We start from the raw sequence: 13,788 nt of genomic DNA, 5'->3' as shown, positions 1-13,788 counted from the left end.
GATGGACCACACACTCATACGGTAGGATGTTGTAGTGGAACCCGCCTCCTGACAAGATCCGCTGAAAGTGGGAAATTTCCCACGATGATGACGGAGATTTTTGATAATGAAAATGAGGAAATCTGCCTGACAAAAACAATGGAAAGCAAATATCATGAGCGCGGCAAAAATACGGAATAAATCAAGCCCATAAAGGCGCTGTCTGAGACATTATCATACTCTCCTTTGTAAAGTATAAAATCATATCAATCAATATACCTTGTAGAATTTTTTAAAGTGTCTTCCATTATCTCGTTCCTGCTGATAAACGAAAACATGCTCGATATTCCCACGATCAGAGAGTTTCAATGCGTCTTGTGCAATATAAAAAGTATGTTTAGGATTTGTAGTCGTATAGATGTTAACCGTAACCTTATCTGGTAAATCTCTTAAGACCCTTACAATCTCATTAATGAATTGGCGATTGAAGTGACGATCTGATTTTCCTTTATTGTTCCTACTGATTTTAAAAGACGGAAGTTCTTTTTTATCAAGAGGAAGCTGCTCCATCGATATTAGGTAAGTATCCTCAATGATTATATTATATTCTAATCCACCATGTAAGTTATTAAAGTCCTTAACTATTACTTTTTCATCCGCGTCGCTCTCTGGAAAGCTTTCATCTTGTAAAGGAAATTCGTGAAATACTTGATGTATGACTAAACTGAATTGCATATGGATTGGTACCAAGATCAAGTTGCATTTTGATATTCCCATTATGGATGAACAAAATCTATACCAAAAATACGAATAATCGTGATAATAATTATCCATATTCAAAATATATTCTTTATTACAAGAGCGAATCTTATACAAGATAAACCCGAGAAGCATAATCTTTAGAACAGGTATAGCGGGAAAAGCAGTTATGATAATATAGAATATACTATCTGGCAAGTCTTTAGGGTTTAACCATCGTTCACCAAAAGACTCAGGCAAATCCACGGAATACACAAGTATTAGCGCGATAATAAACATCAAGATTTCAATAACAATACGCTTATTATCAGAGATAAAATTGATAATCTTTTTACAATCCACAACATTGACATCCCTTCATTGGTATAAGATTATCCGGATATTCCACAGCAAGAGGCGTAATAGTCGTAAGCTTATGTTGGATACCATAATTAGAGTAAATTTGTTGTAATGTATCCAATAAAACGGCAGTAGTCCGTAAAAGGATAGTTGTCCCATATGCAGCACGTGTTCCACCGCATCCATTTCGTATGATACTATCAACATATGAATCGTTTAGTGTTTCTGACATATGAATTGCTCGATTATTGATCATCTTCCCATTTTCATCGGTGAACAAACATTGATAACAGCCCTTACTTTGATAATCAACAGCTAAAATATGACTGTATCGTCCACCAGCCTCAAGCCAAGTATAAATCACAGGAATATTACAATGATTCATTTTTAAAGCACGATTAAATGCTAATTGTGAATCACTGCTCCCAATGGTAAATATAATAAGACTGAATTCCTTAATCATATCACATAAGATTTTTTTATCGAGTTTCTTGTGGAATGCCGTCACATTTATTTCCGGATGAAAGTTTTCTAGCAATTTCTTGATATAATCGACCTTATATCCCCCTACTAGAGCAGGATTGCCAGCCCAACGCATCGTATTCTCAATTGACAAATAATCCGAATCATATACTGTCAAAGATATACAACCATTTTTCACTAATTCCGAAGCAACATAACTTCCCAATGATCCACAACCTACCAAAAGAATTTTCTTCCCATATAATTTTTGTTCATTTCCAACAATACGATTCAAGAAAAGATAATCCATGCGTCTTGTACGAAATGTTTTAATCTGCTCTGCAGCATGCATAATTTCATTTAACAAATTCTCATGCTTTTGATTTCCACAACGGATTTTGACTGTAAATAAAATATCAATCTCTTGAACATGCATAGAAAAAACGAACCATATATTACGTTTAGAAGAAGTAATACGTTTCAGCTTTTTATATATATCGGGAGAAATATGATCGATAGCCACATCAGCTAAAATATGCTGAATATTTTTAATAGACCATGGATTTTTTCGATACGGTGGAATGATATTTCTCTTATCGCTAATAGGGATAAGATAGGCATCATCTCCTACATCTTCTTCCCATATCCTCACATCCTGACTAAGCAAATCATTTAAGGTAATCCCATCTTCAACAAGTCGCATATTTTTACCATGTCGATAAATCTTTAGTTTAGAAAAGCTTTTTGCTTGATGCAAGAACACATCGACAGTCATCTTCTCTGTCGCCATATTATGCCAATAGACCGAGAATTCTTTCTGAAACTCTCGCTCTTTATCAACAGGGCTCATGAATAAAAGCTTCAAGAGTCTTCTAATGGCATCGTATATCTTATCTTCATAAGAAAACAGAGAAGATATATAATCATATGCTTCATATAAGCAAAGAGGTGCATATGCCTCATCTGGCAAGAAATCGAACTCTTTCTTTGTATAATCGTAAAAAAATATATGAGGAATAAAACCAACATGTTTTACATTGATAAATAAACTGACCTTGCTCTCAGGAAAATCTAGTCGTGGAGGGAAGAGCAAGAATTCCTTCTTATCGACATAAAAAGAATAGGCAATGTCCTTAATATTTTTTGTATCAGATATCTGTTCAAATTGCTCTAAAATTTTCTTTACTATATTTTGCTTATCCAAAGCCATGCTCCCTTTTAGACTTTATAAGGATACTTGCAGACTTCACTGATGCATCTTCTGGTACTTCGAAATCATCACCCAGAACTTTCTGAACTGACAGTGCTGCATCATGATCAGAAGAAGCATTGACTGCATCCTCAAGATTCGAAACAGCTGTCGATAAACGCTTATAAAAGGTCAGCATATACTGCTCACTGCTGTTGCGCATCTTATCGAATACATCTGTATACGGTTTTACCGTAAGATAACGTTTAATATCTGCACCTACAACATTATAGTAAGCATCAAATCTAAGAGAAAATCTTCCTTGAATTTGTTTTAGCGTATTCTTAAGCGATAATAAATCATAATCTTTGCCATCTTCTATTGCAGGCATAAAGCAATCACATGCCAGCAAAGTCAAGCCTATGCTAGGTGGAACTTCATGGTCTGATTTAGAATTTGCATATGCTTCATTTTTCCATTTTTTTATATACCGAATAATGCGCCGCAACTGTTCATTTCCATTGATGGTATTGCAGAGTGTATCATTCAAGCTATCTGGATCAGCACTCTCCCAAGAATAGGTTTCACCATATTCTTTTCCGCGTGCCAGGTACAGAGAACCATTATGATCCGCATATAAAGGCAAATCAACGTGAAGCCACTCTTTTCCGTCCTCATAATAAGAAGCCCGCACACATGGCTCTTTGATTGATACTGTCCGCGTTGGAATTGTGATAGCTTCCCTTAAATATTTCTTAATTTCTCTAGGATCATCTTGTTCATCAATATCCAAAGGGATGATGACCGCTACATCGCGATCCACTACATCCGATTTTATCGTCGTATGATACTTATAACTCCCTTGATCAATCATTCGTATATCTGACTTATTCAGAGAAATATCGTGTTCGCCGAGAATATCCGGTAGTTTATTTTTGATATCATCTTCTAGTATTTCTCTCTTATCCTTTAAAGCTTCTGCTTCTTTATCAATACAAATCTGAGCATAAAAATCATCAAATTCTTTCTTTAATTTCATGATTAACCCTCCCTATATAATCTTTATTAATCTCTTGAATTCTTCTCAAGAATTTTATCATTTCAGCTCATGATTACAGCAAATCACAACAGGATTCAATAAGCAACATAATTTTCTTTTATTATACTCCAAAATACTATGTTATACAATAAAAGATACAGACTACAGCTCATCTAGAATTTCTCAAATTACTGATAAGTGAATATTCTCCTTGAAAGAAACCGTAAAACCACTACATAGAAACTGAGATTCTAGCCCACCCCCTTTTAGTCTATTGTGAATGTCAAAAAGATGAGCCATGTGCGAACGAATAACTGAGCTACCTTGGATATCATCTCATCTGTTAACTGCCTAACCGAAAGGAGGCACCATTGTAAGCGCTAAATCATCCGGTGTATAATCTGCCAGTCTGCTAGCTCACTTTTTGTTATCACTGAAATATGCATCAAAAAAGCTCCGCCGCACAAAACGGTGAAGCTTAGAAGATTTATTTGCAACTTTGCTGGATAATCTCGTTCCATGGTAGGACGTTGTCGAGGTGCTCGGGATGCCGCTGGATATCAGCGTTCCATGTCAAAAGACAAGGAAATCCTGGTTCATCTCGCGCAGGGAAAGAGCCAGCGGCACATCGCAGCTGCGCTGCATGTGTCGCGCAACATGGTTGCAAAAGTGGCTGCCGCTGCCAAGAATCTGTCGCTTTCACCAGCAGACTGGAAGGAGTTGGCGGAATCAGAGCTTCTGAGCCGGTGCCGGTCATACCAGACTTCTGCTATATCCATCGAGAGCTGCTTCGCAGCGGTGTCACGCTGAAGCCACTCTGGGAAGAATACGTAGGCAGCTATTGGCAGAGCCATCAGCTCTGCTTCCATTACTCACAGTTCTGCAAGTGGTATCAGAATCATGTTAAGCAGAACAATCTCACCATGCACATCCGCCATAAGCCTGGCGATTACATCAATGGCCGACTGGAGCTAAACTAAGATATCGGCTTCCAGGAACAATCATCTACCGAGATTGCTCAAGGATGCGAGGCTGTTCTATCCGAATGTCACATTGCGAAATCACATTGCGAAATATCGAGTATCTTCCAAACGGCCATCTCAATCGAGATTTACTGAAATGCTTGGAAAGCAACGAGTATATCTAGCATCACACCAATATCGTCATCATCGGCGCGACCGGCTCCGGTAAAACCTATCTGGCCAACGATCTCAGCACCAATGCGTGCTACGACGACTTCAAGGTCAAGTAAATGCGCTTGACTGACATGTTCACTACTTACCGCGAGGCCAATCATTCACCACCATCATCCATTCGCAATACGACCCGGAAGAAAGAATTGATTGCCTGGGTGAATCAGCTGTATCCGACGCCATCCTGGACCATCTGCTCAGCAACCTGTGTTCATTTACATCGAATACCCATCAAACACCGATCATGGCTGCTCCGTTCAAAATCAAATCCAATTATTTAGGAATAGATATATGATACTTTTTATTCATATCCAAATCAGGCTCTATCGTGATTTTCAATTGTTTTGAAATCAATCCGTGTTTATACATGGTACGGCTTAAAGCATTGCCCATATATAATGGATGTGGCCAGTTATCACGATTATCACCTTTCGGTACTCGTAAAACTACCTCCTTTTCTCCATTGCGATCTGCTTCCTGCAGTTGCTGAATAATCTCTCGATCAACTGCTATACATTCCTTTTCCGATATTCCATTCGATATAACATTTTGTTGAAAGCCGCTGCCACCAATAGCCTCTATAGCAAAGTAAAGTACAAGAATCGGAAGGATTATTGCAACTTTTGATATTCGTTTTATTAAATATGCCAAGGAAAAACAGATAAACAGGAGAGTCCATATAATAAAGGAAATAAATACGTCGCTACGTCCTATATAGGCTGGGGAAGCTTTTGCACAAATCAGAAGCAAATAAAGACAGGATATAGCAGATGTTAAAATATACATTTTAAAAAAGTTACGATAAACATATGAATCTTTTTTGTAACTTACAAAAATCCCGCCCACTATAAAGAGCAAAGCAAAGCATATGAATTCCTTGCTCATCTTAGCAAGAATTGCCAGAAAATATTTCCCTGTTTCTACAATCGGCAATGAGAAAACACTATGTCCAATATCATGAGCTCTTCCGCCATGAGCTTCAAAAAACAAAGAGGTTAACCAAACTAGTAAGATTCCAATATAAAGGAGATTATCCTTCACGAATATTTTATATTCTTGATTAGTATGCTGTTCCTGCAAAAAACGAAGCAGCAAAGCACTAAAAACATAAGATGCCAGAATAATACTAGCAAGTATATTGGAAAATATTGCTAGATATACAATAAAAATTAAGCAACTCCAAGAAGAAATTGAACGAGAGAAAAGCATTCCATGTTCACATGAAGCAACAGAATTTTCTTTAAAAGCCAAAGCCATAAAATCATATCTAGCCAGATACAAGACAAGAGAAATATTTACGATTGCAGGTATCACATAATGATATAAGCATGTAAGATTATATGTTCCAAGCAAATAAGCAGCAACAGAATTTTTTGAATAAAAAATTACAAAATGAAGCGATAAAAACAATGCTGTAAGTAGGATTGCAACTGAAGTTTTTAAAGAAAATATCGTTTTTATAAATTGATAGAATTGATACAAATAGGCGCAGATTAACAGACTAAATACCGCAGCTGAAACAAAAATAATGGAGTAAATATAGTCTCCAAGTACAGGGAAGATCATATTTGCTGAGAATATTCCAACTAAGGGAAACAGATCTTCTGGAAGGACCTTAACCGGATTATAAGTTGACAATAATGGCACAGCCTTTCGCATAAGCGATAAATTTGCCCAGTCATCGCCATCATAAGGAACCAAAGGATGTGCCACAGTGAAAAATGAAAAAACAGCTACAAAAATAGATGTGAAAAATGTGATTTCCTGCCAATGTCGTTTCCAGTACTTATTTTCCATGATGAATCCCCCTCTTGCTGACTTCTTGGTTGAGCTTTATTTTTCCGTTATAATCCTTCACCAAATAGAGAGGGCGAAACTTGCTTTCGTTAAATACTCGACCCAAATACTCGCCGATGATTCCCAGGAAAAGCAGCTGGACGCCGCCGATGAACAGGATGACCGAAATCAGCGACGGATACCCCGCTACATCGCCGCCGTAAATCAGGGTACGCACGACGATATATACCATGTACAAGATGGCCACGAATGCCAGGATACAGCCGAGGAACGACGCCGCTCGGAGCGGTGCGATTGTAAAACTCGTAATGCCTTCAATCGCCAGATTCATGAGCTTCCAGTAATTCCACTTCGTCTTGCCGGCCGCACGTGCATCGCGGTCGAACAGGATCTCTTTCTTGTTGAAACCAATCCAACTGAAGAGTCCCTTCGTGTAACGCTGCGACTCACGCATCAGACGCAGGGCATTGAGGCACTGCTTGTCAAGGAGACGAAAATCGCCGACATCGGGCTGGATGGGGATATTCGTCAGATGCTGCAGGATGCGGTAAAACGCATGCGATGACCACTTCTTGAAGAACGTCTCCCCCGCTCGGCTGCGGCGTTTGGCACAGATATCGTCATAGCCTTTTTCCCACCACGAAATCATCTCCGGGATGAGCTCCGGCGGGTCCTGCAAGTCCGCATCCATGATGACCGCCGCATCGCCCTGCAGGTAATCAATCCCTGCAATCATCGCGATTTCCTTGCCGAAGTTCCGGGACAAATTGACATATGATACGCGCGCATCCTGCGCACGCAGTTCCCGCATGATGGCAAGCGTCCCATCGCGGCTGCCGTCATTCACGAAAACGAACTCAAAATCGTAATCCGGAATCCCACGGACCACCTCCGACGTCCGCGCATAGAACTGCCGCAGCACCGCCTCCTCATTGTAGCATGGCACCAGAATAGAAATCAGGCGTCTGTCTGTCTGTCTGTCTGTCTGTCTGTCTGTCTGTCTGTCCTGAGTGTACTTGTTTTCATTCATCTGTCAATCCCTTTCCCTAAAATCAAACATTATTTTTTCATTATAACATATTCCTCAGGAAAACATAAAGGGACTTGAGATATGCCCAATGTCCCTACAACTGCAACCGTATATCCCTGTTCTCTTTCCTAAACAAATCGTTTGAAGATTTTCTGGACTTTACTCTTTTCATCCGCATTCATCGCCAGGAAATAAACCATCACACCATACAACAGGGTATATCCCACAATCTTGAGAAGGAACACGAACTTCCCATCTCCCGGCGTATAGGCATTGATTCCATAGCCGAGCAAAAGACAAAGAACGATTGAGACAGAAGCCTTGCCAATCTGCTTCCAGAAGGCCGGTATATCGAGGCCAATGTACCGATGATAGAAGCAGTTCATTGCGAGGCCATTCCCCAGCAACATGGAAAAACCTGTAGCCACAGCGCAGCCGAGCCCGCCGAAATGCATGCCAAGCGGAATGGCCAGCAGGAGATTCAATACCCCCGTCAGAAAATAAATCTTCGCGCGGAAATCATACCGGTTCATCGCCTGCAGGATGGCCAGACCGATATTCTGGATAAGATCGATTGTAAACGGCAGGACAATGAGAATGGTAATCCAGTAAGCATCTTCAAATCCGCTGCCCGCCCAGAGGGCGATGAACTGGCGGCCGAAGATGATGAAGCCCGTGGCCACCAGAGCCAGCAGATAATACTGCCAGCGGCCAATCTGGATGAACAGCGCCGAAAGCTCCTGCAGCGGGCGCCGCTTGGCCACGAGTTCTGTAATGTGCGGCAGGTAAACACCCGAAATTGCCGTAGAAAGAGCCATATAATTCATGTAGATCAGCGACGCGATGGAATACACGGCCACCGCGCCCGTCCCCTGCACGATGCCCAGGATGATCTGATTCGTCTTCCAGAAGACCTGGTCAATGAGGCTGACAAAGAAGACGCTGAGCGCCAGCTTCTTGAAATCATGGAACAACGCCTGATTCCAATAATGAAAGCGGATCGTGACATGCAGGCGCGCAAAGCAGTAATACATGCGCGCGAGAATCAAGGCCACGTTCAGGGCCGTCTGGGCAACGGCAACGGCCATCGCTGTTGGGACTTTCTGGAGAATGAGGATGACGAGGAGTGGCTGCAGGATCAGCTGCACCGTTTCGAGGCCCTTCAGGAACAGGAACTTCTCATGCGCATTGATGACCGAACGGAACACCATCGTCGAGAGGCTTACGGCGATATTGAACAGCAGCAGTAAGAACATTTGCCGTGCTTCCGCAAGCTCCCCTGCCGTCATACTGGCTTCGAAAATCGCATCGAGATTCCAGTAACAGATGACCCCGACCAACAAAGACAGCAATGTCGCCGCTCCATACCCATAAAGTGAGATCGCCAGGATATTCTCCATGCCCTCCTTGTCCTGCAGGGCCTTGTACTTCGTATAGAAGCGCGTCACTGCAGCCGTCAGGCCAAAGTCCATGATGCTGAAATACGCAATCAGGGAACCGATCAGCTGGTAGAGCCCGTATTCCTCTTTCCCGATAAAATGCAGCAGGATAGGAACATAGAGAAAGCCCACGACCGCATGGAGTGCAATATTCAGATAGCTGAGTAAGATACCGATTTTACGTTCATTCATTTTATATCCAGTCTTTTAATCCCTTCCGGCTCCTGATAAATCTCAGCATATGCATAAGCCAAAATCACCCAGTATGCATACAGTAATGACAGCGAACCATTGCAACCAGCTACAGCACTGCCAATAAGTGACAATGTAACCGCCATGGTATCCAATTGTTCTGTTCCAGTTGTCACCCGGATTTTCTTGAAGAGTTTAAGCACGATGAAAAAGAAAGGAAACATAAATACCAACAAGCCAATAACACCATGCTGTGCAAATTGAGAAACATATTCGTTCATTGCACCTAACCCATATTTCAATACTCCCTGCTCATTAAAGCTATGCACCCACAATTGGACTTCTCCATTTCGTAAATCGTATTCATTAAAATTGTGAACCGTATAAGAAGAAGTCAAATAATCACCCGTTCCAAAAAATGGATGCTCCATCCCTGTTTTGAGGTTAGAACGGATTAAAGCATATCGCGCTCCATTACTTCTGGCATTGTCCTTGGTTAAAGAACTTACATTATCACTCAAGTAGCTTTCTACTGTCACGACCTGATTATTCTGCTGCATGAAGACTTTAATAAATCCAACAGAAAATAGTAATGATAAGGCAGTGATAAGCAGAATAGCACCGAGTCGTTTTACGTACATCCTACGCGTAAAGACAAGTGTAAAAATCACAAATAATACTAAAAGTCCCCAATACATTGCCACGGGTGTACGTGCCTTTGTCATAAAAATCAAGAAGGTATAAAAGAAAATTAATATGATTTTAGGCGTAAAAATAGTTTTCGCCTTTAAAACATACATCCATAAAAATGGCAGGGCAAAAGCGGCATAATTTCCCATTCGCGATGGTTCTGAAAACACCGAACGAAGCTGATTTTTCCAAAGAAGTGGAGGCCACCAGCCATGATCAACCGCAATGGGATGCAGCATCGGATTGATGAATGATAAAACCGATGTCGCTACAGGATTCCCAGCTAAATAAAGCAATTCAATACAAGAATATACAGAAATAATAGCAACAGAAATAAATACGCATTTCTTTAAAATCCGTAAATAATCTGGATATGAATTTTTGATAACAGAATATAAAATGAATGCAAAACCAAATGTATAAATAACATTAAAAATTGTACCTTTTACAGCTCGTACACCAATCCAACTCATGAAAACGCTTTGTACAGAAACACTAATTCCATGATTCTGGAAGAACTGCAATACATAGGGCAGTTTTTCAATCTGACTCAAAGGACCGGCTAAAAGTTCATCATAATATGGATAAACCAATAACCCTTGAATATTAGATACCAATATGATACAGGTAAAAAAGAATATATATCGCAACATATATATTTCTTTTTTACCTAAACTGCTTCTTTGCCGATAATATTCCTGTATCTTGAGTAACAATAATATGAGCAAAGGATACCAGGTGAATTTACCAGCGGCACCACCACTGATAGTAGTCAGCTGCAAAGCTTTCGGTATATTGTCAAAAATCAATGCTACGATGGAAATAGCTACAAAAATTCGATACTTATCCATAGAGTTCCTTTCTCGATAATACAACCGTTTACAATTTTTCTTATCCGTTTATCTTGACTGAATCCCTCCCAGAATGGCACCACATGCATTATGTCGTAAAATTTTGGCAGTAGATTTTCTAAACACTAGTAACCACATCATTATATCATAGATTGTTCGAAAAATATTCTTTTCTGGAAAATTTGCGCTGGATTCCTGCGGACATTTTCTCACTCAACCTGTGTATAATATTGTGGATTAGCTGTGTATATCCTGTGGATATTTTGTGTATAAAAAACAAACCAAATCAGGATGCAGCTACAAATGTGGTTCAGGTTGCGATTCAAAATATCATTCATCATGATCCGCCTGAAACGGGCAAACACTTATGCCTCAAGGCCTCCCATGTCCTCTATACATAGACAAAGAAAAAGAGAAAAATAAAACCATCATAGTACGTAGCGCATCGTCGAAGCTCCTGGAAAACCAGGAATCCAGGATCATAGCAGCCAATAAACGGGTGTAAACTAAAAACCAAAATTTTCGTTTAGGAAAAATATTTTGTTCTATTTTGTCTTTCACCGGTTGACAAATCCGAGAAAACTCGATAATATCTTATACAAGACGAGCAAACAATACTTCGTTGTTGTTTGATTGTGGATTTTCATAATCTTTGTTTTATTTTCAAAAGGGAGGATGATTTCCATGCTTTTTGTACACATCACACAGTATCCAACCAGCTCACAGCAGGCTCGTCGTTCGTCCTGCTGTGAGCCGCAATGAGCAAGCATGGCGGCTGGATTCCTGAAACGGTGTATTTCTACAAACAGCAGACAATGCGGCCGCTTTCCACAAAAGCTCAAGCACTCTGGCATTACCTGATGTATCGGGCCAACAACGTCCATTGGACCTTCCCTATCATTCTGCGTCTCGGAGAAATCGCTGCTGCCTGTGATTTCTCCATTGCTTCAGCCCAGCGAGCACGCGAGGAACTCGCCAAGAATTATTACCTGGTCTATGAGTCGCGCGGTGGCAGCCGGTCGGCCGCTTACACGGTGCTCAGCAATATATATCCCGGCCAAGCCGTACAAGCAGGCGATCCGCCCAAAGAGGAACTCGGCCTGGAAAAATTCAATCCCGCTGCCGCGTTCTTTTCCCTAGCCGATATCCATGATCAGGAACTGTACGACAACGACGAAAGGAGTTCTCATGACACAGACAAACCAGCTGGCAAACGGCATGTGCCACACGTACGAAAAATTGCCCTCGACAAAGGCCAAGAAGCTGTACGCCGCTCTCGCAAAAAGAAACGGCGGCGTCATACCTGAATACAGGCTGCGCGATGATACCGGGCTGTCACACGGCTCTTTTATCGCCGCCCGTCAGGAGCTGCGCCGGCTGGGACTCATCGAGCTCAACCATGTGAACCGCCGTGCCTGCTACAGGCTGGTCGATCCTGATGAACTGGAAAACAGACTGTTAGGAGGGAATTCCGTGAACATTTTCCTGAATCCCGGTCATGCCCCGGGTGGCCGCCCCGATCCCGGTGCCGTCAACAAAGAACTCGGACTCGTGGAGGCAGATCTCACGGCTAAGATTACGGCCGTCTGCCGGCGTTATCTCATTGGCAACGGCCATGAGGTCAAGGTGCTGCAGAGCCACAACCTCATGGGAGAAGCCCCGGGCTATCCCAATGTCGTCATTACGGCCAACGAATGGTACGCGGATTTCTTCCTCTCCATCCATGTCAATGCCGGCGGAGGACGCGGCTGCGAAACCTACTGCTACGACATTGACTCGGCCGGCGGCAGGCTCGCCGTCAGCATCCAGAAAAATCTTGTCGCCAACATCCGTGCGCTCGATCCGACCTTCCCGGACCGCGGCATCAAGGAGAATCCGAATCTCGCCGTACTGCGCGGCACGCGCATGCCGGCCATCCTCGTCGAAACGGCCTTCATCGACAACCAGGATGACGCCTGGCTGCTCCAGCACTACCCGGACATCTTCGCACACGGCATCGCGTCCGGCGTCGAAGAAGCCCTCCAGCCCACCTTCATTCATTAAATAGGATAAAGGCGTCCCCAAAGCCTTCCCCTCTGGGGAAGGTGGCAGCCGAAGGCTGACGGATGAGGTTGGGGAAGCTGTCAGCACAGCTGACTGAAGGGGTATCCTGCGTACAATAACATACTTATTCAATGTAAACCATACTCTGGAATTCGCATTTCATCAATTAAAAAAGCAAATACCAGCAAGTTCCCCTATCGGCCCTTTGGGACACTTCCCCCGAAAGGGGAAGCTCTAAAAAAGGGCTTCCTTTTGACATGTCAACTCCGTATAATGAAATCAAGGCAAGGTTTTCCCTCCCACGAAAACCTCCCAACCTGCTTTCCTGCGGCTTGTCCGCTGGAATACGGCTGTCCGCTGCATGCCCCAGCGGCCGGCAGCCGGGGCTCTATACCAACTGTCCATGTATTGGGACTCGAAAGTCCCGCGAAAGGAGGATGCCTTATGGCAACGCAGCGCATCAACGTCACCACGACTCTCAAGATCAAGGTTGAGAACGGCGCAACCGCCACGGGCGCGACGAAGTACGCAACGCGCACAGTCAGCAACATCAACCCGGAGATCACCGACGAGGACATGCTCGCCATCGGCGAGGAGTTCGCCGCTCTGCAGACGCACACGGTCGGTGACATCCAGCGCTCCGAGATCTCGACGCTCGTCAACAACGCCTGACCCCGCGCACGTGCATCCCTTGCCAGCCTCCCCGGAAAGGGACGCACGCAAAATGAGGCTGCTCCCCAGCAGCCTTCATCCCATTCCCGCCACAACCTGAAGCCACCCCCGAAT

The 13,788-nt window shown here is 42.7% G+C and carries 12 protein-coding genes; 5 read left to right on the top strand and 7 right to left on the bottom strand.

Features of this window, described 5'->3' with window-relative positions:
- Window positions 1–249: 249 nt before the first annotated feature.
- The 3 genes from DWZ54_RS04945 to DWZ54_RS04935 are packed head-to-tail and all read right to left on the bottom strand — an operon-like array spanning window position 250 to window position 3,767.
- Window positions 250–1,080, bottom strand: a complete 831-nt coding sequence (locus DWZ54_RS04945; protein WP_118474737.1) for a hypothetical protein — start codon at window positions 1,078–1,080, stop codon at window positions 250–252.
- Window positions 1,070–2,743 carry a ThiF family adenylyltransferase gene (locus DWZ54_RS04940; RefSeq protein ID WP_158573615.1) on the bottom strand — a complete coding sequence of 558 codons (1,674 nt, stop codon included), beginning with the start codon at window positions 2,741–2,743 and terminating at the stop codon, window positions 1,070–1,072. Before DWZ54_RS04940 ends, DWZ54_RS04945 begins: the two co-directional genes overlap by 11 nt.
- Complete coding sequence (locus DWZ54_RS04935; protein WP_118474735.1) at window positions 2,736–3,767, bottom strand: cyclic GMP-AMP synthase DncV-like nucleotidyltransferase; 1,032 nt, start codon at window positions 3,765–3,767, stop codon at window positions 2,736–2,738. Before DWZ54_RS04935 ends, DWZ54_RS04940 begins: the two co-directional genes overlap by 8 nt.
- 570 nt (window positions 3,768–4,337) lie before the next feature.
- On the opposite strand from DWZ54_RS04935, the gene DWZ54_RS11800 reads away from it, so the two are divergent.
- Together DWZ54_RS11800 and DWZ54_RS12145 are read left to right on the top strand one after the other, a co-directional pair.
- Window positions 4,338–4,577 (top strand): helix-turn-helix domain-containing protein, encoded by a 240-nt coding sequence (locus DWZ54_RS11800; protein ID WP_147369892.1) that lies wholly within the window; start codon window positions 4,338–4,340, stop codon window positions 4,575–4,577.
- 349 nt (window positions 4,578–4,926) lie between these two features.
- Window positions 4,927–5,019, top strand: a complete 93-nt coding sequence (locus DWZ54_RS12145) for a hypothetical protein (protein WP_199663254.1) — start codon at window positions 4,927–4,929, stop codon at window positions 5,017–5,019.
- A gap of 214 nt (window positions 5,020–5,233) precedes the next feature.
- On the opposite strand, the gene DWZ54_RS04920 is transcribed toward DWZ54_RS12145, so the two are convergent.
- From DWZ54_RS04920 to DWZ54_RS04905, 4 genes are all read right to left on the bottom strand, one after another.
- Window positions 5,234–6,757, bottom strand: a complete 1,524-nt coding sequence (locus DWZ54_RS04920; RefSeq protein WP_118474733.1) for a hypothetical protein — start codon at window positions 6,755–6,757, stop codon at window positions 5,234–5,236.
- Window positions 6,747–7,703 (bottom strand): glycosyltransferase family 2 protein, encoded by a 957-nt coding sequence (locus DWZ54_RS04915; RefSeq protein WP_370245738.1) that lies wholly within the window; start codon window positions 7,701–7,703, stop codon window positions 6,747–6,749. The genes DWZ54_RS04920 and DWZ54_RS04915 overlap by 11 nt, the downstream gene beginning before the upstream one ends.
- A gap of 212 nt (window positions 7,704–7,915) precedes the next feature.
- On the bottom strand, window positions 7,916–9,418 hold the full coding sequence (locus tag DWZ54_RS04910; RefSeq protein ID WP_118474731.1) for an oligosaccharide flippase family protein: 1,503 nt from the start codon (window positions 9,416–9,418) through the stop codon (window positions 7,916–7,918).
- Window positions 9,415–10,959, bottom strand: coding sequence for an O-antigen ligase (locus tag DWZ54_RS04905; protein ID WP_118474730.1), 1,545 nt, complete (start codon window positions 10,957–10,959; stop codon window positions 9,415–9,417). The genes DWZ54_RS04910 and DWZ54_RS04905 overlap by 4 nt, the downstream gene beginning before the upstream one ends.
- A gap of 758 nt (window positions 10,960–11,717) precedes the next feature.
- On the opposite strand from DWZ54_RS04905, the gene DWZ54_RS04900 reads away from it, so the two are divergent.
- From DWZ54_RS04900 to DWZ54_RS11840, 3 genes are all read left to right on the top strand, one after another.
- Complete coding sequence (locus DWZ54_RS04900; RefSeq protein WP_118474729.1) at window positions 11,718–12,266, top strand: hypothetical protein; 549 nt, start codon at window positions 11,718–11,720, stop codon at window positions 12,264–12,266.
- Window positions 12,148–13,002, top strand: coding sequence for an N-acetylmuramoyl-L-alanine amidase (locus tag DWZ54_RS04895; RefSeq protein ID WP_199663238.1), 855 nt, complete (start codon window positions 12,148–12,150; stop codon window positions 13,000–13,002). The genes DWZ54_RS04900 and DWZ54_RS04895 overlap by 119 nt, the downstream gene beginning before the upstream one ends.
- 444 nt (window positions 13,003–13,446) lie before the next feature.
- Window positions 13,447–13,674, top strand: coding sequence for a DUF1659 domain-containing protein (locus tag DWZ54_RS11840; RefSeq protein ID WP_158573614.1), 228 nt, complete (start codon window positions 13,447–13,449; stop codon window positions 13,672–13,674).
- The last annotated feature ends 114 nt before the right edge of the window (window positions 13,675–13,788 follow it).

The sequence above is a fragment of the Mitsuokella sp. AF33-22 genome (assembly GCF_003475755.1).
Classification (GTDB): Bacteria; Bacillota; Negativicutes; order Selenomonadales; family Selenomonadaceae; genus Mitsuokella.
The sequence above is the reverse complement of the archived record's forward strand: the minus strand, read 5'-3'. Positions and strand labels throughout refer to the sequence as shown.

Excerpts from the sequence above, each read along its gene's own strand:
- DWZ54_RS04895 (WP_199663238.1), top strand. The coding sequence starts at position 12,148 with ATGACACAGACAAACCAGCTGGCAAACGGCATGTGCCACACGTACGAA.
- DWZ54_RS11800 (WP_147369892.1), top strand. The coding sequence starts at position 4,338 with ATGTCAAAAGACAAGGAAATCCTGGTTCATCTCGCGCAGGGAAAGAGC.
- DWZ54_RS04910 (WP_118474731.1), bottom strand. The coding sequence starts at position 9,418 with ATGAATGAACGTAAAATCGGTATCTTACTCAGCTATCTGAATATTGCA.
- DWZ54_RS04920 (WP_118474733.1), bottom strand. The coding sequence starts at position 6,757 with ATGGAAAATAAGTACTGGAAACGACATTGGCAGGAAATCACATTTTTC.
- DWZ54_RS04935 (WP_118474735.1), bottom strand. The coding sequence starts at position 3,767 with ATGAAATTAAAGAAAGAATTTGATGATTTTTATGCTCAGATTTGTATT.
- DWZ54_RS04900 (WP_118474729.1), top strand. The coding sequence starts at position 11,718 with ATGAGCAAGCATGGCGGCTGGATTCCTGAAACGGTGTATTTCTACAAA.
- DWZ54_RS11840 (WP_158573614.1), top strand. The coding sequence starts at position 13,447 with ATGGCAACGCAGCGCATCAACGTCACCACGACTCTCAAGATCAAGGTT.
- DWZ54_RS04905 (WP_118474730.1), bottom strand. The coding sequence starts at position 10,959 with ATGGATAAGTATCGAATTTTTGTAGCTATTTCCATCGTAGCATTGATT.